The sequence below is a fragment of the Xanthomonas sp. WCS2018Noco2-27 genome (assembly GCF_031843525.1).
GTDB lineage: Bacteria > Pseudomonadota > Gammaproteobacteria > Xanthomonadales > Xanthomonadaceae > Xanthomonas.
Genome location: NZ_JAVTIK010000020.1, coordinates 1 through 19082 on the forward strand (window position 1 = coordinate 1; position 19082 = coordinate 19082).

General features: G+C 63.7%; 20 protein-coding genes and 2 tRNA genes. 5 read left to right on the forward strand and 17 right to left on the reverse strand.

All coding sequences use genetic code 11. From position 1 onward, the window contains the following. Window positions 1-917: hypothetical protein (locus tag RQH86_RS21225; protein ID WP_311260738.1), on the forward strand; the 917-nt coding region annotated here is incomplete at its 5' end. 133 nt (window positions 918-1050) lie between these two features. Here RQH86_RS21225 and RQH86_RS21230 read toward each other — a convergent pair. Further along, the gene (locus RQH86_RS21230) at window positions 1051-1329 is read right to left on the reverse strand and encodes a hypothetical protein (protein WP_227972016.1); all 279 of its coding nucleotides are present in this window, start codon (window positions 1327-1329) and stop codon (window positions 1051-1053) included. Then, entirely contained in the window at window positions 1322-2044 is a 723-nt protein-coding gene (locus RQH86_RS21235; RefSeq protein WP_311239298.1) for a hypothetical protein, read from the reverse strand. The genes RQH86_RS21230 and RQH86_RS21235 overlap by 8 nt, the downstream gene beginning before the upstream one ends. A gap of 105 nt (window positions 2045-2149) precedes the next feature. Here RQH86_RS21235 and RQH86_RS21240 point away from each other — a divergent pair, with 105 nt between their 5' ends. Further along, complete coding sequence (locus RQH86_RS21240; protein ID WP_311239299.1) at window positions 2150-2602, forward strand: hypothetical protein; 453 nt, start codon at window positions 2150-2152, stop codon at window positions 2600-2602. A gap of 25 nt (window positions 2603-2627) precedes the next feature. Here RQH86_RS21240 and RQH86_RS21245 read toward each other — a convergent pair whose 3' ends face one another. From RQH86_RS21245 to RQH86_RS21275, 7 genes are all read right to left on the reverse strand, one after another. Continuing rightward, window positions 2628-2873, reverse strand: coding sequence for a hypothetical protein (locus RQH86_RS21245; RefSeq protein ID WP_311239300.1), 246 nt, complete (start codon window positions 2871-2873; stop codon window positions 2628-2630). Beyond that, window positions 2866-3381, reverse strand: coding sequence for a hypothetical protein (locus RQH86_RS21250; RefSeq protein WP_311239301.1), 516 nt, complete (start codon window positions 3379-3381; stop codon window positions 2866-2868). The genes RQH86_RS21245 and RQH86_RS21250 overlap by 8 nt, the downstream gene beginning before the upstream one ends. Before the next feature lie 792 nt (window positions 3382-4173). Next, on the reverse strand, window positions 4174-6606 hold the full coding sequence (locus RQH86_RS21255) for a bifunctional DNA primase/polymerase (RefSeq protein ID WP_311239302.1): 2433 nt from the start codon (window positions 6604-6606) through the stop codon (window positions 4174-4176). Between the two features lie 3 nt (window positions 6607-6609). After that, window positions 6610-6903 (reverse strand): DNA-binding protein, encoded by a 294-nt coding sequence (locus RQH86_RS21260; protein ID WP_311239303.1) that lies wholly within the window; start codon window positions 6901-6903, stop codon window positions 6610-6612. Window positions 6904-7248: 345 nt separating this feature from the next. Further along, window positions 7249-8382, reverse strand: coding sequence for a DNA cytosine methyltransferase (locus tag RQH86_RS21265; protein ID WP_311239304.1), 1134 nt, complete (start codon window positions 8380-8382; stop codon window positions 7249-7251). A gap of 61 nt (window positions 8383-8443) precedes the next feature. Next, window positions 8444-9211: a hypothetical protein gene (locus tag RQH86_RS21270; RefSeq protein WP_311239305.1), complete on the reverse strand. Its 768-nt coding sequence runs from the start codon at window positions 9209-9211 to the stop codon at window positions 8444-8446. 183 nt (window positions 9212-9394) lie between these two features. Further along, the gene (locus RQH86_RS21275) at window positions 9395-9808 is read right to left on the reverse strand and encodes a hypothetical protein (protein WP_311239306.1); all 414 of its coding nucleotides are present in this window, start codon (window positions 9806-9808) and stop codon (window positions 9395-9397) included. Between the two features lie 90 nt (window positions 9809-9898). Here RQH86_RS21275 and RQH86_RS21280 point away from each other — a divergent pair, with 90 nt between their 5' ends. Continuing rightward, window positions 9899-10186, forward strand: coding sequence for a helix-turn-helix transcriptional regulator (locus tag RQH86_RS21280; protein ID WP_311239307.1), 288 nt, complete (start codon window positions 9899-9901; stop codon window positions 10184-10186). A gap of 10 nt (window positions 10187-10196) precedes the next feature. Here the strand turns inward: RQH86_RS21280 and RQH86_RS21285 are convergent. The 5 genes from RQH86_RS21285 to birA form a co-directional block, all read right to left on the reverse strand. Then, a tRNA-Thr gene (locus RQH86_RS21285) sits at window positions 10197-10272 on the reverse strand. A gap of 56 nt (window positions 10273-10328) precedes the next feature. Beyond that, a tRNA-OTHER gene (locus tag RQH86_RS21290) sits at window positions 10329-10429 on the reverse strand. A gap of 42 nt (window positions 10430-10471) precedes the next feature. Further along, on the reverse strand, window positions 10472-11335 hold the full coding sequence (locus RQH86_RS21295; RefSeq protein ID WP_311239308.1) for an SPOR domain-containing protein: 864 nt from the start codon (window positions 11333-11335) through the stop codon (window positions 10472-10474). A 279-nt stretch (window positions 11336-11614) separates the two neighbouring features. After that, window positions 11615-12343, reverse strand: coding sequence for a type III pantothenate kinase (locus tag RQH86_RS21300; protein ID WP_311239309.1), 729 nt, complete (start codon window positions 12341-12343; stop codon window positions 11615-11617). Next, the gene (gene birA, locus RQH86_RS21305) at window positions 12340-13320 is read right to left on the reverse strand and encodes a bifunctional biotin--[acetyl-CoA-carboxylase] ligase/biotin operon repressor BirA (protein WP_311239310.1); all 981 of its coding nucleotides are present in this window, start codon (window positions 13318-13320) and stop codon (window positions 12340-12342) included. The genes RQH86_RS21300 and birA overlap by 4 nt, the downstream gene beginning before the upstream one ends. A 75-nt stretch (window positions 13321-13395) precedes the next feature. Between birA and RQH86_RS21310 the strand changes: the two genes are divergently transcribed. Both RQH86_RS21310 and RQH86_RS21315 read left to right on the forward strand, forming a co-directional pair. Then, window positions 13396-13710, forward strand: coding sequence for a hypothetical protein (locus tag RQH86_RS21310; RefSeq protein ID WP_311239311.1), 315 nt, complete (start codon window positions 13396-13398; stop codon window positions 13708-13710). An 8-nt stretch (window positions 13711-13718) separates the two neighbouring features. Continuing rightward, on the forward strand, window positions 13719-14474 hold the full coding sequence (locus RQH86_RS21315) for a zinc-dependent peptidase (RefSeq protein WP_311239312.1): 756 nt from the start codon (window positions 13719-13721) through the stop codon (window positions 14472-14474). A gap of 264 nt (window positions 14475-14738) precedes the next feature. On the opposite strand, the gene RQH86_RS21320 is transcribed toward RQH86_RS21315, so the two are convergent. The 3 genes from RQH86_RS21320 to RQH86_RS21330 all read right to left on the reverse strand — a co-directional run bounded on the left by RQH86_RS21320 (window position 14739) and on the right by RQH86_RS21330 (window position 19079). Further along, window positions 14739-15929 carry a DUF1501 domain-containing protein gene (locus RQH86_RS21320; RefSeq protein WP_311239313.1) on the reverse strand — a complete coding sequence of 397 codons (1191 nt, stop codon included), beginning with the start codon at window positions 15927-15929 and terminating at the stop codon, window positions 14739-14741. Window positions 15930-15995: 66 nt separating this feature from the next. Then, entirely contained in the window at window positions 15996-17597 is a 1602-nt protein-coding gene (locus RQH86_RS21325) for a DUF1800 domain-containing protein (protein WP_311239349.1), read from the reverse strand. 111 nt (window positions 17598-17708) lie between these two features. After that, on the reverse strand, window positions 17709-19079 hold the full coding sequence (locus tag RQH86_RS21330) for a sensor histidine kinase (protein WP_172797239.1): 1371 nt from the start codon (window positions 19077-19079) through the stop codon (window positions 17709-17711). Between the last annotated feature and the right edge of the window lie 3 nt (window positions 19080-19082).

Here is a 19082-nt window from a genome sequence, read left to right on the forward strand (position 1 = left end):
TTCTTTTCTTTGACGCCAAGGACATATGCTCCGTGGCTGGCTACACAGCTCATGTGCATGAGGGATCGGATCAGGAAGGAATAGACTTCTTGAGGGCACGTGTGGACGCGGACCTCGGCAAAGCTCAGAAGGTGTCCTTGTCGAAACCCTTCACAAGGTCCGAGTACAACGCAAGATGCCGATTTGGGGAGGGGCATTCCCTTTACGACGAGTTGTTCGTACAAGTGGGCGCCGGCGCGTCCCCACTTTTCGTATCCACGCCCGTTCTAAATGGGAATGCTCACTTCAACTACAGTTCCGAGCATGGCGACCTGGATGTGAACGATGTTTCGGAAAAGTTGGGAGAACCCGGCATCATGGTGGACTGGCTGCGAAAGTACACCAGTAACGAAGGAATCAACTTCTCCCAGCTCATCCACGATGACTACTTCCTGGCGATTAAGTTGAACTTCAACGCGGGCCACTATGTCTCTGCAATGAAACTTCTTGTCTGCTGCATCGACAGCTTGGCGTATATCGAGTACGGAGACGATCGAGGGGCCTTCGTGAAATGGATGGAGGCGTATTGCGACTTAACACCACTGGGCATAACCGCCGCGGAGTTATGGGAACTTAGGAACGGCCTGCTCCATATGACGAATCTCAGTTCGTCCAAGGTGCGAAAGAGCCAGGTTCGCCGAATATCTTTCAGAATTGGAGCTGCCCCAGAAATCCCGCGCGATGTTGGAGGGGTCTACTACTTCGACTTCCTCGGGCTAGTGCAGGCTTTCGCTCAGGCTCAGGCTCGCTGGATAGAGAGCTACAACAACGATCCAGGCAAGTTCGCCAAGTTCGTGGAGCGGTACGACGAGACGATCTCTGACAGCAGGTTGGCAGTCGCGCACTTGGACGGCCACGGATTCGCAACAGCCATCTAACTGGCAATTGGGAAGCCTTGGGTTCCTAAGCGCATGAAAAGAAGGGGATGCCCCGCTGGACACCCCCTCCGAAACACGGCCGGGCCACCCGTTGCACTCTACGCACCTAACCAACCCGGCCGGGTTTGCTCGGTCAGGCCGAGCAGAGCGCTAGGTGGGCATGCTGATAGCCGAGACGGTCGGCCCGTCGCATGGTCTCGCGATCCACGTACAAATCCAGGGCGCGGCAGTAGGGTATTCCCGCCAGACGTGCAGCCTCGTCGAAGTCATCGGAGTAAGGTCGGACACCCTTAGCCTCGGCCGCCTGTGCGAGCGAAGACAGGAGGTCGCGGCCGGTCTGTAATGCACAGACCATCCCGGAGAGCGCGATCACCACCGGGTGGTCGGCCGCGTAGTCGGCCTGCTTATTCATCGTGGCCCCCGATCAGCTCGTTGTCGATGTCCCGCTCGCGCATCGCAAGCTGGATCGAACTGATGGGGTTGGCCTTGCCGGCGTTCCAGGCGCGGATGTTGACCAGGATACCCTGGAGACGTGCGTCGCCCAGCTTGATGTACTCCTGGACCTTGAGAAATTCGTCCATGCGCATGGCGGTTGCCAGCTCCACCGGGCCTACAGCGCGGTCCTTTGACGGCATGCGGTCGATCAGGGACAGCACCGCCGAGGCTAGGGGCAGGTTCCGCGTGCCAACTGCGACCTGGGCCATGTGGCCGAGCTCGGCAGGGCCGGCGTGCTGGAGCTGCTGGAGGTAGGCGGTGCGACGCTCGTCGCCGAGCGCGGCGCGGGCCAGGACCTTCGCAGGGGAGTCGTAATACTGCTTCTGCGCAATGAGCTGGGCGTGCGGGGCGCCCGACTGCTTTAGCAGGCCATCCAGCTCGGCCTTACTGTTGTCCCTGATCTGACGAACGGCCGCGAGGGTTTCGTTCTGCGCGAAGCGCACCAGCTCACCAGCGCCGACGCCCGGCGCGTTCTTCCAGCGCGAGGCGATCTCGTTCTTCCTGGTGGCGACGTCCTTGTTGAGGCGCTCGATGGCCTTCAGGACGCGGGTGTGGATGGCGTCCAAGTTGGACGCGAGCTCGCCGATCTGCTGCGGGCTGAGTAGCTGGGTGTCGCTGAGGGTGATCTTCATGGCTCGTGTGCTCCGGTGAGTTGTGGTCCTCCGGCCGCCTGTCACGAGCGCGTCCCCAGCCGCGGGGTGGTCTGCGCGCCAATGCGCTGACCGGATGCGTTCAATGTGTCGGTGCGCGTGGGCACCGAACGCCATCGTTCTCCGGATGTGTTTCCCCAGGTGCTGACGCCATCAGTGCGGCTTGCGATTTATGGGCTTGGCGTCGCCCCGCCCTCCAATCAAGTGTTAGGCTTTCTGAACAACACTCAAGGGGATAATGGAATGAAGGTAAGCATCAAGGATCTGAGCGTCACGATGGAGCTAGGTAACAATGGCGTCACCTTTGACGTCTACGGCAACGACGAAACTTTCTTGGGCGACTTGCGTCTGGGCCGGGGCAAGGTCGAATGGTGTAAGGGCAGAACCAAGTCAGGTAACGGCATCCAGGTGAGCTGGACAGAGCTGCTCGCGTTTTTCGACGAGATCGCAGCAAAAAAGGTTGCGAAAAAAGCAGCGAAGAAAGGCACCAAGAAAGTTACCAAGGTCGCCGCGCCCAAGGTGAAGAAAGCAGGGGCTTAAGGCTTATTAAAATCAATCGAGGGCGCTAGCGCCCTCGGTTGACGCTGCCATGCTCGCGCCTGTCCTCGTACTCCAGCGACATGCGCTCCCACTCCGCGACATCCAGCCGCGGCACCGGCCCGATGCAGGTCATCTCGCTTTGCCGGGCCAGGGCGTCGCGCCCACCCATCGCAGCCACCGACTTGGGAGCCGTCGCTTGGATCGCACCCAGCATCATGTCGATCTGCTGCGCCTTGGCAAGGGCCTCGGTGACCGACAACTTCTCACTCATGGTCTTCCTCCTCCCGCGGCCGTGCCGCGTTGTACTTGGAGAGCAGCGCGACGAGCTGCGCGCGCTCGTCGGCGGGCATCTGGAGCAGCGCGTCGGCGGACAGGCCGGTGTCCTCGACCTTGACGCGCAGTCTGTCCGCCATCTGGTCGCCGTAGCGGAACTTGAGCAGCACCTCCAGCAGCCTGTCGCTGTGCTTGCGCACCGTGAGCGGCCTCTCCTCGCCGGTCGCCGGGTCGGCGGTGGTGGCGAGTCGCCCCTGGTGGATCACGGGCTCGTCGTACCCGAGCGCGGCGCGCCTGTACGCCTCGTCGAGCAGCGCGTCGAGGGCCACATCGACCGCCTTCTCCCACCGCGTGCGGAACTCGATGTCGTTAGCCTTGTGATAGAAGGCCGTTTGCCTGCTGATGCCCGCCGCCGCTGCGGCCTGCTTGGGCGAGCACGTGTCCTCCAGCACCTGGAAGAACAGTTCGCGCCGCTCGGGCGTAAAGGTGTTCGGGATGGACTGCACGTCGCCGTCTCCATGACAAATTGGCTTACGGCGTGATCTTGTCGTGCTTACGCGCGCAGGCACGCCGTCGTTCAAGCAGTCGGATCAGCGGCTTGGACCCCTCGGAACATCCGATGCGCGATTAGATGGCGTGCATTGGCGGAATGCTCGGACTGCTCACTTCGCGCGCGAGGGACACGGCACTCACGGTCGGAAGGACACGTCGACGCATTTTCCCGCGTCGGTCGCCACGCCAGTGAGGTCGGCCACGGTTGTTAGGGCCGGAGGCCTTCCGAGGACCATGCAGCCGGCAGGCCGATTGCGAAACCTCCTCCTCGGTTGCGTTAAGCACTAGAAAAGTATTTTTAAATAAATATCTTATTTGCTATGCAACTATTGTAATTACTGCAACTACTTAAAAAAAGAATGAGAAAAAGATGAAAGTTAGATTGAGTCAAGGCGTGCTTTGCGGGGGAACATCACGACGATTTACGGTGACGATTCCAGAGTCGATTCTCTGAGTGCAGCAGTTACATCGACCCTAGGTGCTTGCCGTGCAAAGAAAAAACCGCAACCGACGCCCGGTTGCGGCTCGCATTATCCCTCGGTGCGCGGGTACATCCTGCCTACGCCGTGGCAGCATCAGCCCTGCTTGAATGCCTCCGCAACGGATCGCAGGATGCCGTCCGCAGCGCCCAGGTCTGGACGTAGCGCAGCAGTTCCCCGCAGCTGCGGGTCCATGGGGGGAGGAGGCGGGACGCGCGGAGCCGGCTGTCTTCCTATCGAAGGCAGCCGCGCTCATGGCCGCTCTCCCTAGCTACTGAGCCTCTCGACCGTGACGCCAAGCGCGTTCGCCATCATGTGCAGCGCCTGGCCGATTGGAGGAATTACGTAGCACCACTTTCCGCGGTAGCGCTTCGTGCCGACCTGTTCCCTCGCCACCCCCATGCCCGCGATGAACTTGCCGAGTGAGTCGTTTGACTTCCAGGAGCGCCGCTTGTTCTTGGCGTAGGCTTGGTAGGAGTCGCGAAGCGTCGAGCAGAGCACGCGGGCAGGCTCGCAGCCCCAGGCAGTCGGCCCACCGGTTAGCTCTTCGGCGGGCACTCCCTCCAGGTCGTCTGACGGCCGCTCGCCCGACTGGAGCAGGGACAGCCACCACTCGTGCTCCAGATCCAGGCCGCGGATCTTCTGGTCTGCCAGCGCGGCGCTGCTCGGCACGTCGTCGCGCGGGGCCCAGTCCCCAATGTCCCGAAGCAGCAGGTCGTGAAGCATGGCGGCAAGTCCGCCCTCGCGGAGCTGGCGGTTCAGCGCGTCGAAGAACGGCTTGTCGCCGCGGCGGGCGTCGTTGACCTCGAACACCGCGAAGCGGCGCTCGTCTCCGAGGCCCGCGGGGACAACCCAGTCGTTGTTGGACGCCATGACGATGTGGACCAGGTTCTTGCCCATCACGGCGTCGCGGCCCTTGCCCTCATACGCGATGGTCGGCTCGGTGACCAGCTGCTTCAGCTTGGACTCGCCTGCCTTGTCGCCCGCCCAGAACGCCTCGTCGGCGAACAGGCAGACGCAGTTCTGGAGGTGCGAGTTGAAGCGCCCCACCAAATGCTCGGGCGAACTGATGTGGAGACCATTCGACCCTGCCAGCGCGGCAAGTGCCCGGCCGAGCGTGCCCTTGCCCGTGCCCTTCCTCCCCTTGAAACAGAGCGCGACCTCGGCCACCTCCGCGGGGCGCTGCACCATGTGCGCCATCCAGTCCATGACGTAGTCGAAGTGCTCCCGGTCACCGTCCACCAGCACGTCGAGGATGAGCTGGCGCAGCAGCGACCAGTCGCCCTTCTTGGGCTGCACGGCCCACCCGCGCCACAGGTTGAGCCAGCCGGTGTGCTCCTGGCTTGGGTCGAAGATCACGCCGTGGTACTGGCGCCGCCTAGGGTTCTTCAGCCAGAAGTGCGCCTTGGGCTGCGGCTTCTCGTTGGAGCGCTCGACTAGCTGGTTGAGGTAGAGGTTCTGGAAGTCCTCCTTGGTGGACCGCTGGAAGAATGGGCGTCTGAGGACCGGGTCGAACATCTCGGTGAACACCCTGAACTTGCCGCCCTCCATCACGACGCAGTGCTTCTCGTTGAGCTCGTCGATCACGGCCTCGATTCCCGTCACCTTCGGCGGCTCGCGCAATGCCGCGTCGTCCACGCCCCGGCCGAGTTCGTCCGGGTCCTCGTAGGCGTCGAAGTCGTCGGCCGCGTCGGTCCGCGCGACCTCGCCGCCCGCCACCTGAACCTCCTTGTGCAGCAGCCGCGCCGTGATCGGGCGTCCGCCCCTGCTTGCTGTGGCGTGCAGGGAATCCCAGCGCCTGCCGATGATCCAGGCGTCGTCCAGGTACCTCGGGTCCTGCGTGGACCAGTCGATGAATTCCTGCCGCGCCTCGCCCGCGGTGGCGTGGTGGCACGCCATCATCAGGTCGCGCCACCTGTCGTGGTCCTGGAACTGCTCAGTGTCGAGCTGCTCCAGCGTCTTAGCCAGCATCTCGGGGGTCAGCTCGCCGAACCCCGCGGCCTCGCCGTGCGCCCGCGTCGGTCGGCGGATCAGCCGCAGCAGCGTGTCGGGCGCCTGTGGCGCCTCGTCTGGGAACGGCGCGAAGTCGTCCCACTCGTACCGCCTGCCGTTCGGGTGGATCGACCCCGGCGCGACGACCTGCCGGCCGTGGCTCTTGAACTCCACGCCGGGGTAGTCCTCCAGGCTGTCGAGCACCTGCACGTCCGCGGGCTTGCGGAACCAGTAGTGGTGCCCGCCCGATCCGGTGACGGTGTGGGGGCACGCCGAAAGGTCGAGCCGCGCGTCTCGCGCCAGCTCGGCCAGCGGGTCGCGTCCCGCGGCGTTGCCGGGGTCGTCCTTGCCCCCGAAGTTGCGCGGGTCCACGTCGAGCACCATCCACGTCGGCGGCAGTCGCACGCCCAAGTTCAGGCCGTCACGCCTCGCCTGCTCCAGCACCTCACGACTTTCGTAATCGCGGGACGTCCAAGCTCCATCGCGGGGCGTCTTGCCGCGGCTTCGCCCCCTCGCGTCCTTCGCGTTCCAGCGGTGCAGGGGGATCAGCGTGAGGCCCGCGCGGATAAGGCCCTCGACGTCGAATGATGGCTTCCGCACGGAGATCCCAGCGGCATCATTGTTCCAGTGAGCCTTGGACAGCCCCACCTCCTCGCTGGTCACTTCACGCCCGCCTTGCACGCGGGCGTTTTCTCTTATCACTACCATCGGTCAGCCCTCCGACTTCATGCGTAGGCTGGCGGCGCGGCGGCGGCCGGCGAGCGCGGCCTGGGCGGCGCGCTGTACGCCGTCCCCCATCGCCTGGCCGCTGGCGTACTCGCGCAGGTCCCCCACGCGGTATCGGATCAGCTTCGGGCCGACGCGGGAGAAATTCGGGCCGACGCTCTGACACCTGTACCAGGCGAGCGTCGTGTACTTGAGGCGCAGGAACTGCGCGGCCTCGTCGGCGGTGAGCAGCACTTCATCGGGCAGCGAGTGCAGCTCCGCGAGCAGGTTCTTTTCCATCTCTTGTGACTCTGGGTAGGCTCCCGGCGCGGCGATGTGCCGCGTCGGGACTGCCTGCTGTGCGTCGCAGAGATGGACCCGTAATTCCCCTCAGTCGGCGGGGCGGGCCTCGGCTGTTTGGGCCACCGAAAACCTGGCCGCGTCGGCGCTTGATGCCCCCGACACGACACATGATGCAACAAGCCGGCGTGCGAATATGCCAACGTTTGTAAGGTCGCCCCGGTGACTCTAGTGAGTCTAGGAGGTCCGGCCAGGTCCGGGCGGCTCAGCGCCGACCGACGCGCCTAAATGCGATAAGGATCAAGCTGCGTGGCTTGGTTCTTGCCACGAGACTTCCCAAGTCGTCTAGACGGCCAGCCTAAACTGTTCCTTTACGCGCGCCGCCGGGCGCATGTGGCCTACCTCGAGCGATGCATCTTCGGCCACTGCGTCCGCAAGAAGAGCACTCACAAGAGGCGGTACGGCGTCGCCGATCTGCCTGTAGCGGGACGAAAGAGGGCCAAGAAAAACGTAATCGGGTGGATAACCCTGTAGGAGCGACATTTCCCTAACTGACAGCAGGCGATCTTGATCGGGGTGTGTGTATCGCCCATTGCCGGGGGAACTGCACTCGCGAGTGACTGTTGGCCCTGGCCTGTCCCAAGCAAGGCGGCCATAAACGTCGGGGAAAGATCCAGGCTTGCTCACATTCATACTCGGAATACGCAAGTGCGCCACTTCTTCAGGGATATCGATCCAACTGCCTCCGTCTCTCGGAATCGCCCGCATTCGAGCTCGCGTAACGTCGCCCATAGTCGGGCACACATGCATCGGGTCTGACGGGTGCGTCTCGCCGGCCTCAATCGCAGGCAAGTGACCGATGGCATCCCGTACTGTTCGCACCTTCCTGATCCGAGGCAGATCCGGCACGAACGCATCGCCAAGCTTCGCCACAACTAGTGCTCGCAGACGACGCTGCGGAAGTCCGAAGTTGGAAAGGTCATGCACTTCCGCATGGATCTTATAGCCAAGATCGGACAGATCGCGATGCAGCCCTTCAAAGTGGTGCCGATGCTTTCCTACCAGCAATTCCTTTACATTCTCGATGAGAATGTAGCGTGGGCGCCAGGCTGCGGCAAAAAGTGAAGTGCGACGAACAAGCTGATTGCGCGCGTCATCGTTGACGTGATTCCTCGACTGCTTCTGGCTGAAGCCTGTGCAAGGTGCACACGAGATCAGCACATCCACGTCGCTGGCAGAGAAGCCAAAGTGCTCCGCCAACTCTTCCGGCCCAGTTATCGCCAAGTTGACGTTTGCGGGCCGAAGCCCATGATTCCGCTCGTAGGTAGCATTGCAATTTGTCGCACCCACTCCGTGGCTCGGCTTCGCCACCTCAAGATCAGCCGCACCAATAAGACGAAAAGCGCCATGACGCTTAAAGCCGCAGGACATGCCGCCGGCGCCCGAGAAAAGATCCACTACTCCCAACTTCTTAATCACAAACTCACCTTCCAAAGCTGCAAGACTCGCCAACTATGTCGCAAGCCCCAAATTTCGGGAGCTACGATGTTTCCCCAACGCCATTTCCAAATTTCCAAGTCGCATGCACGTGGCAAAGAGATTTCTTCAAGTGCTTTACTTGCAACTTCCGCTCGGACCCTGCGTCAAAATAGAGGGCGAACTTAAGGTTGTACTCCTTATCCCTGACCCTCACGTATCCAGGAGTGGAGGTTTGCGAAGTGCTCGCAGCTAGCTCGATAGGTGCCGTTGCGGACTCGAGTAACAACGCCTTAGGAATCTCGACCAGCTCATAAGAATGCGCCCCTTCTGGTGCTTTCAGACGCCTGAGCGTAAGGATGCGCTCGTAGTTAGCAAGATGGCCAAGGAATTGCCTGCGTTGGAACTCTATGTCCCACTCACCTTTCCCTAGCTCCATCCACTTGCTGACGTGAATCAAATCCTCTTTGATTCCGGCGGCCGCTTCCGTTTTAAGGTTGACCGGAACGTCTCGCACCGACATGTCGTGCCCGCGATTCGTCCGACTTTTCACAAGCTCGGCAGGCGTACCGGCTTCGTTAAGGGCAGACTCGAAAGCGTGCTCGAATCGATCCTTGCTGAGCGCCTGATTGCTTCCGGAATGATGATCAACCAAGCGATCGCCTAAGGCGTTCAGCACGGTCTCCGTGACGATGTCGGAACTTTCGTTTCGCCAGAACTGCTTCTGACCACCAAGTGCAGTAGCTGTTCGCATCACTCTCGCCTGCTGAGCAGGCGTCAATTTTTCAAAAGCTGCTAGAAGCTCCGCTTTCTTCTCGTCCGACACGCTCATTTCGTTCTCCGGCATCTCCATCACAATGGTAGATGCCGGGGCCCCCAAGGTCGAGGGCGATCAAGCTTGCGTACGTTAAGAAGGGCAGCTTGCTGGACGCCCTTACTAAATTTGGTGCCGCTTGTCCGAATCGACTGACAACCTACTGATTACAAAGCAAGTAACGCGCCTGGCCAGGCTCAACTAGTTGCATGCACCCGCCCAAGCATCAGCGATATTGTCCCGTCCCTCAAGGATGACGCTCTTGCCGCCCGATACGAAACGCCGGAAGCCGGCGTATCCGCCCAACTCGTTCCTGGCATTGACCCGGCCGCAGGCGACCACGCCGAATTTCTCGGTGTAGTTGGCGCGCACGTCCCGGAACTGCGCGGCGTCGGGGTCCTTCAGTTCGCTCCTCACTGCGCGCTCTGCTGCGACTGTCGTCTCGGCACCGAACCACTTCTCCTGCTGTGCCTTGTTCTCTGCAGCCGTCATGGAATGCTTCGCCTTAGTCTTAGCCGCCGCGGACTCGCTGCGCGGCACCACCTGTGCCCCGATTCTCGTCATGGCAAAGGCCAGGGCCACCAGGACTAACAGAAGAACCCCTATCCGCTTCATGCACTTCCCCTAAGCAAAGTCAGTAAATAGTCTATTTTGGACTAATCCATTACGGACTCTAACGTGCGGTGATCTGCCTGTCACCGCGCGATGGCCCAATCGACCCACAACCCCGACTACCAGCTACTGCTGACCGTCCTGAAGGCGGCACGCAAGCGGGCAGGTGTGTCGCAAGTCGATCTGGCCGAACGGCTGGGCAACACCCAGACCTTTGTGTCCAAGTGCGAGCGGGGGGAGCGACGCATAGACGCAGTGGAACTGGTTGAGTTCGCAGAGGCCATCGGCGTGCCGCCGCTTGGGCTCCTGAGCGAGTATCTGGAGCAACGCGCAGTTAAGCTGCAACCGAAGTCCAGGAAGAGCAGCATGAGGGGGCGCTGACTACGGGAGATGGTGCCGCTTGTCCGAATCGAACGGACGACCTACTGATTACAAATCAGTTGCTCTACCGACTGAGCTAAAGCGGCGATGTCGTACTTCTCTTGCTCAAACCGTGTCCGGCTCGTCCCACAGTCTACGCGCTAGCCGGCGTAAAGCTATGCCACGCTTAGCTTTAGGTTCGGCTGCCACAACAACCGCGTCCAAGTTACAAGGCGGTTGCTCTACCAACTGAGCTATGCCGGCAAAGGCAGGCGCGTTGCGCGCCGGTGCGCGCCGGTGCGCATTCTAGCGCAGCGCGGAGCAATCTAGCGATCGTTGCCGCGTTGCGCTTGCGGCGCTCTGCAACGCAGCGGCCGTCGCCGTACTGCGCATATCGACCCACCAGCGCGATTGGCCGCTGCCGCTGGGCACCAACTGCGCGGGAAAGCCCGCGCTCACCAGACTGGCCTGACGCCGCTCGGCGCGCTCGCGGCTCTGGTACTGCCCCAGCGCAACAGTGTTGTCTTCGCCCTGGGCAATCACGTAATAGTCGCCGATGCCGGCGGCAGCAATGCGTTTGACCAAGGCCTGCGCCGTGGCGCGGTCGCCCACGTTGGGCAACATCACCCGGAACGTGCTGATCCCGGCGTCGGCGTCCTCGCGCACGCTGGCGCGGCTGGCCTGGCCGCGAACGCGCGCCAGCGCTGCATCGGCATCGTTGCGTGCCGCATACGGCCCGACGCTGACACAGCGCTCCGGGGCGGCCGGCGGCGCCGGCGACGGCACTGCTGCAGGCGTTGCGGCGGCGGTGGCTTCATCAACCGATGTGGAAGCGGCCTTCGCTGCCGCTGCAGGCTCGGCCGGACGGGGTGCCGTCTCGACCACCGCTGGCACTGGCTTCGGCACAGGCGTCGTCGCTGCAGTCGGCGCAGGGGCCGGCGCATTGGATGCAACCGTTGCACCGGCATCCGGCGTTGCAGCGGTTGTGACTTCGGGACGCGGCACCGCTGCTGTCGCCTTGGTCGGCAACATCGGCAGCACGTCCAATCGGGCAACACCGGGCGGTTGCGGTGGTGCGGCAGGCGGCGCCGACGGTGGCTGCAACGCCCACCACAGTGCCACCCCGGCATTGAGGATGATCAGGACAACGATGAGCGCGCGTACGTACATGCGCCGATTTTAGAGCCTGTCATGGGGCTTGGGGGGAGTGCGAAGCGTCCGGTGCCGTGACGGGACAAGGCGCGCAACGCAGTCTCGGCGCCCCCGATGGTCGTTTCCGTGCGTTGGCCTTCGGCAGCGCGTGCACCAGGCAGCTCTGCCTAGGCTCTACAACGCCGGTGTGCCGAGCACACCGCTGCCGAATGTCGGAGCCAGCCAAGCCGGCACCACAGCGCATCCGCTCCACACCGCCGGCGGCCAATGCCTCTCGTCCAATCCGCACAAGACGCTCTACGGCGACGACGAATGCATCGCCCAGGTCGCCAGTCCATCCAGCACCAAGGCCGCGCGAAAGCTGGCATCGGGCAACAACGGCAGCAGCGGTGGCGCGCCGCCGCCGTGCACCAGCAGCCGCACCGGCACGCCAAGGCTGCGCTGCGCGTGGTGCAGGCTGCGCTCGATCAGCGCCACCGCCGCGCCGTCGCAGCCGGAGGTCAAGGCATCGTCGGTGTCGTTGGCCAGCTCGACATACTCTCCACCGCTGGGCGGCAACTGCACCGCACGCGCATGCAGCGCTTCGCGCATGGTGGTGGGCGAGGCGGCGATCCGCCCGCCGTGATGCTGCCCATCGGCACCGAGTACATCGATGGTCAGCGCAGTGCCCACCCCGGCCACCAGCACCGGTGCGTCGCCACGCGCACCCAGCAAGGCCAGAAAACGATCCACCCCAAAGCGGCTCGGGTCGGCATAGGCGATGCGGATACCGGCGCATTCGGCTGCAGTCCGCACGATGCGGACCTGCTCGAAACGCTCCTGCAGGCAAGCGATCATCCGCTGCGTCAATGCGGGCGCCGCCACGCTGGCCACGTGCGCAATGCGCCCGGACGGCAACGCCGATAACGCCGCCGCATCCATCGCTTCGGCACCGTGCGCCCACGCCTGCACGTCGCCGGCACGGTTGCCGTGCAGCGGGGCGTACTTGAAGCGCGAATTTCCCAGGTCGAACAACCACTCGCTCATGCAGGTCTCACGCTGACTTCTCCGGAGTGGAACAGGCGCACCGTTTCGCGCAGTTGCACGCGCAATGCACCATCGGCGGCCAGGCCGAGCGCCACCCCACGATGCAGCGTGCCGCCTTCTTCAACCTGCACGGTGCGCCCGCTCAGCACATCCAGCGCCGCGTAGCGCGCCAGAAACGGCGCCAGCCCCTGCGCTTCGAACAGATCCAATGCCGGCAGCAGGCTGGACAGCACCGCTGCCGCCACGCTGTCGCGCGACACCGCGCGCCCGGCCAGGGTGTCCAGATCCACCCATGGTTGATCGATCGCCGCGGCGGCGGCCGGCGGCATGTGCACGTTCAAGCCCAGCCCGATCACCGCACGCGCATTGCCGGCCATCTCGCCGCCGCCTTCGATTAGCAGACCGCCCAGTTTGCGCTCGCGCGCCAGCAGGTCGTTGGGCCACTTCAGACCGACATCGGCAAACCCGCACCCGCGCAGGGCTTCGGCCACTGCCACGCCCACCGCCAGGCTCAGCCCGGCCAGTTGACCCAACCCACCGCTGAAGCGGCGCGATGCCGACAGATAGATGTGCGCGGCCAGCGGCGAGGTCCACTGGCGGCCGCGGCGGCCGCGCCCGCCGGTCTGACGCTCGGCCAGCAACACAGACACGCCGTGTTCCGGTGCCGGGCGCGCCAGCAGCGTGGTGTTGGTGGATTCCAGTGTCCAGGCCACCTCCAGCGCGGCCAGGCCCGCCACCGCGTCGGTTGCCATGGCGGCACGGATCCGCGCGGCATCCAGCAGGTCCAGCGGCGCGGCCAGACGGTAGCCATCGCCTGCCCGTCCGTCGATATCGACACCGGCAGCGCGCAAATTCTGGATGCGCTTCCACACGGCGGCACGGGTCAACCCGGCATCGCGCGCCAACGCATCGCCGGACAGCCGGCCGCTCGCAAGTTTGGCCAGCAACGCGCGGTCATCCACGGCAACGGTTCCCAAATCGATCCGCGAAAGTATGCGCCAAGCCTTCGCGGCCGCCCAGCGCGGCTTGCGTGAGGGAGTGAAAACCGCGTTATGATCGGCGACTCACGCCGCTTGCCCTGGATGTGGACGATGCGCCGACTCACTGTTTGCCTGCTGTTCTTGTTGGCTCCGCTTGCCGCACTGGCATCGGACCAGTTGGTCGACGGCGATCATGAGAGCTGCGTCAGCACCAACTCGGCCGCACGCGGCAGAACCCCAAGTGGCGACGCGGCAGCACCGACGCGTGCGCCGCAACACAAGCCTGCACCGGCAACCGGCGGTGGTGGCAGCGATGGCGACAGCTTGTTTCCTCGCATGCGCATGATGCCGCGCTGGCACAGTTTTCTGCCGGGCATGTTCCGCTGATCCAGTGGTTGACGCGCTGGCTGCGCCGGCCGCCGCTTGAGATTCCTGATGCGCTTTGGCAGCCGGTGTGTGACCGCTGCGCCTGGGTTGCTGCGCTCGATGCGCAACGTCGGCAACGTCTACGTGCGCTGACCGCGCAGTTTCTGGACCAAAAAACCATCTCGCCGATCGATGGATTGCAGCTGCAGCCGCACGACCACGTGTTGCTGGCTGCCACCTGCTGCCTGCCGCTGCTGGAAATCGGCGCAGCGGGATGGCGCGGCTGGTCGCAACTGATCGTGTACCCGGACGCCTTCCGCGTGCAGCGCACCCAGATGGATGCGGCCGGGGTGATGCATGCCTGGGACGACACCTTGATCGGCGAGGCCTGGGAACAAGGTCCGTTGATCGTCAGCTGGGCCGATGTGCAAGCCGATCTGGACGACCCGCAGGCCGGCTGCAACGTGATCGTGCACGAGATGGCGCACAAGCTCGATGCACTGGACGGTGCGCTCGACGGCACGCCACCATTGCCGCGCGATCGGCAACGCCGCTGGGCGCGCGATTTTCAGCACGCCTTCGCTGCGTTCTGCCAACGCGTGGATGCCGGCCAGGACACCGAGATCGACCCGTACGCAGCCGAGGCTCCGGAAGAATTTTTCGCGGTGGTCAGCGAATATCACTTCTCGGCGCCGCAAGTGCTGCAGCGGGTGATGCCGGAGGTCGCCGCGCATCTGGTCAGCGTGTACGGGCCGTCGCCGTTCGCGTCGCAGGCGGCACGTTGATGGCGCTGCGCGATCATTGCGTCATGGTTTGAATGCATGCGCGACGCGGCTTGCATCGCGTCGGTCGCATGAATCTGATCGTGTTTGGGCGTGCGCGCACGGTTAAACGTTGGTGCCACGATGCGGTGACGTGCTTGCCTCTCACCGTCGTCGCCACGTGTACATGGCAGTGCAGGAAGATGCAGCGCGCGGATGGGCAGGTGCAGATACCGCGCACTACGCTGAGTGGCCCGACACGAACACAGCAGGCGTGATTGATCGTGCTTACACCAAGCCAAGATCGCGCGGCGTCGCGCCTGGAAACACGCGTTCCAGCTGCGTCGGCGACAAACCCCACAAGCGCTGCAACACGCCACCAAACAAACTGCGGTAATTGCTGAGCACCGGGTAATCGCGGTTCTGCAGCAGATGCGCTTGGTCCACCGCAACCTGCTCGCCGGCGATGCGACCGCCGCGCACGCCGCCGCCCAGCACCCAGTACGTGGTGCCATGCCCGTGATCGGTCCCCTTGCTGCCGTTCTCGCGGAAGGTGCGGCCGAATTCGGAAATCACCACCACCACGGTGTCGTTCCAGGCCGGGCCCAACGCATCGGCATAGGCGGCCAGCCCTTCGCCGAGATTGCGCAAGTTGTTGGCCAGCCCGCCTGCCACGCTGCCCTGATTGGCATGCGTGTCCCAACCGCCAACATCCACAAATCCCAGCCGATACCGCTCGCGCATCAAGCTCGCCATGCGCCGGGTTTCATCGGCAAACGTACGTGCGCTGGCGGCGCCACGGCCGGCCTGCTCCATCTCGTCACGCAACTGCGCGGTAACCTGCTGGCGCAACGCGAGTCCTTCGCGCGCCGCCGCCGCCAGTGGCGTGGCGTCGTACATCTGCGACAGGATCTGCGACTGACGCGCATCCAACCCGCCCTTGCCGATGCCCCGCAGCGAGACGTTGGGCAGGTCGCCGCCGCCTTGGAAGGTCAGCGGCAACGAATCGGTGAAGGCAATCGCCGGCACGCCACTGAGAACACCCGACAGCCGCGCCATGAACCCGGAACGATAATCGCGGTGCTTACCGGCTTGCCCGGATTCGATATCGTCCTGGGTTTCGAAGTGGCTGCGCGACACATCATCGGTGCCGGCAAATGGCACGAACGCCAGTTGATTGCGTTGCCACAACGGCAGCAAGGCATCGCGCATCACCGGGTTGAGACCCCACTGCGCATCCAGCGCGATGGCGCTGTCGGGATTGGCCGGATCCGGCCGTGCAATCGCCAGCGTGGGACGCGACTGGTAATAAAAATCGCTGGCATGCGGCACCAACAGATTGTTGCTGTCGTAGCCGCCGCGCAAGAACACCACCAGCATGCGCGCACTGTCGCGTGGCGCGGCAAACAGGCGACCAGCCCAGGGCAGACTCGTCGCGGCGGCGGCGGCAGAAGCAAGCAGAAATTGACGTCGTTGCATGGTGTACTCCCACGGCGATGCCTGCATCGCACTCGGTGATCAGCATCGGTGAATCAGCGATATGAATCAGCGGTAGTTGAAGTCCGGCGACGCCAACAAAAACCCGTTCCATTCCGCCGGCGAACGCGCCTGCTCCAGCGCCTGCTGCGTACCTGTCGCCAGCGATGGCGCAATCCAGCGATAGGACGCGCGCGTGTCGATGCGCGTCAGCGGCGGAATCGGCGTGTCGTTGTCGCCATCGCGCCGGAACAATTGCTTGGGCCCGCCGCCCAGCGCGCGCGCCACCTCGAACCTGCGCGCCAGTTGCCCGGAGCTTGTCCAGGCCTGCGATTGCAGCGACCACCCATCCGGGGTGATGCGCCCGAACAGCGGCTCGCCCAGTTGCTGTACCCAGCTGGCCATCGGGCCGGCATTGATCACGGGCTGGTCTTCATAGGCCAGCCGCATCGCCGAGACCACAAAGCGATTGGGGTCCTTGAACTTGCGCGGTTGCGCCTGTGCAAACTCTGCAGAATTCACCATGGTCTGCATGACCTTGGCGATATCGCCATCGCTGCGCTGGAAGGTGCTGGCCATGCGCGCGACCAGTGCCGGCGGCGGCGTGTCGCTGACGAAGTACTCGGCCATGCGCTGCGAGACGAAGCGCGCACATGCCGGCTGGCGCACCAACAGTTGCACGGCACGTTCGATTTCATCCAGCCCACCGCCGGCAATCTGCTGACCCAACAACACCTTGTCGCCTGGTTGATGGCGCGCCGGATTGAATTCGAACACTCCCTTGCGCACCACCTGCGGCTGGCCACGCACGGGTGCTGGCACAGGAGGCGCACCTGCGGCCTTGATCGGCACCAGGCCCGCGCCGGTAAGGATCAACGCCAGCTGCTGCACGTCCTGCTGGGTGTAGCCCCCATGCACGCCGAGGGTGTGCAGTTCCATCAGTTCGCGCGCGTAGTTTTCATTGACCTTGCCCTTGGCATTCTTGGCGTTGTCCAGATATTCGAGCATCGCCGGACTTTGCAGCGTGGCCATGACAAGATCCGCAAACTTGCCGGTGGCATTGGGGCGGATCGCGTTTTCCATGTAATCGGCGGCCATCCACTTCACGCGGCCTTTGTCGGCATACACGCTGAAGTGATTGAGCCAGAACCACACCAGCTGCTCGCGTAGCTGATCCGGCGCGTACACCGCGCGCAGTAATTGCGCCTGACGCGCCTGGGTGAGCATCTGTCCGCCGCGCGCTTGCCAGCCCTTGCGCAAGGCGACTTTCTCATCGCCGTCGGGCATGGCCTGCAACCGGATCTTGTCGGCCTCGTAACGCGTCAACAAGGTTTCCAGCGGGGTGTGCAGTGCATCGAAGCCCTGCAGCTGCGCGCGGATCGGTGACGGTAACACAGCGTCGTCACTGGGCTGGAGCAGCAGCGCGCCATAGCGCTTGGGGCCAAGCCGTTGTAACTGCGCGGCGCCATCGGCATCCACACCGTAGGTGGCACGTTGCAACCAGCGCGTCTGGGTCGGCGTCAATGGCGCTTCGGCAGCGTGGCCCAGGGCAGCAACCGCACCACCGGCAAGCAGCAACGCAAGGCGCCACCTGCGCGGCCATCGCCGTGGCAAAGGGTGCGTTTCCGCGTAAAAGACCTGTGCAACGCGCTCGATCATGCGGCTCTCCATCGCAACTGCCTGCAACCGGACCAGTATGGTCAAGCAAACGCTCGAGGCGTTAAACGGTTGTCGGAGCAACGCAGGCCATTGCCCACGGGTTCATCCGGACACGCAGACGTGTCACAGACCCGGAGGCAGGGTCACATCGAATCGGGCGCCGCCCAGTTCCTGCGAGCGCACCACCTGCAGTTCACCGCGGTAGGCCTTGATCAGATCCTGCACGATCGACATGCCGATGCCATGCCCCTGCACGCGCTCATCGCCACGCACACCACGCTGCAGAATCTTGGCGACATCTTCCGGCGCAATGCCGGGGCCGTCGTCTTCCACCGACAGGATCAGGCCGGCACGCCGGCTGCCGGTGGTCGGACCCGGCTGTGCGGTCAGCAGCACCCGGCTGCGCGCCCATTTGAAGCCGTTTTCCAGCAGATTACCGAGCAGTTCCTGCAGATCGCCCGGCTCGCCATGAAAGCGCGCATCCGGCGAAATATCGAACTCGCACAGCACGCCCTTGATCGAATACACCTTCTCCAGCCCGCGCACAATTTCTTCGGCGGACGGCTCGATCGGCAAGGGCGCGGCAAACAACTTGTGACCGCTGGAGGCCGCACGCGCCAACTGATACGACACCAGATCGTTCATGCGCCGCAGCTGTACATCCATCTCTTTATGCAGATCGTGCTCGGAGGCGCCGCTGTCGAGCTGCGTGCGCAGCACCGCGATCGGCGTCTTGAGGCTGTGCGCCAGATCGGCCAGCGTATTGCGTTGGCGCTCCAGGTTGTCGCGCTCGCTCTCGATGAAGGCGTTGATGCTGTCGGTCAGCGGCTCCAGCTCGCGTGGATGCTGCTCGCTCATGCGCTGAATTTCGCCGCGCTGCACCTTGGTCAGCTCGTTGATCACGCGCCGCAGCGGGCGCAGGCTCCATTGCAGGATGAACGCCTGCAGCACCAACAACACCACGCCGGCACTGCCGAGGTAAAACCACACCGCGCCACGGAAAACACGTAGCTGCGCGCCCATCGAGCGCGCGTCTTCCATCACATAGATGGTGTAAGGAATCTCGCCGCCGTGTTCGCGTTCGACGTAACTGACGCCCAGGCCATAGCGATACAACTGGCCCAGGCTGCCATCGATCTGGGTCATCTCCAGCGGGCCGATGAATTCTTCCTGGCGCGGCTCAAGCATGCGGCCATGCGGAATATTCGGGCCTTCGGCCGACATCGAGGTCCAGCTTTCGTCCGGACGCACGACTTCCACATACAACCCGCCACCAGGCACATCGAAGCGCGGGTCGGGCGGTTGCCCGCCGATGTAGATCGAGCCGTCGCGGACAAAGTCGATGTTGGCGGCGTAGGCAGAGGCGTAGTTCTTCAGCCGCTCACGCAGGTTCTTCTCGGCGGTATCGGCAAAGGCGACATCCAGCGCGTAGCCCGCCAACGCCAGGAAGGCCACCAAGCTGAGGCTGGCGGCCAACAGCTGGCGGGCCTGCAGGGA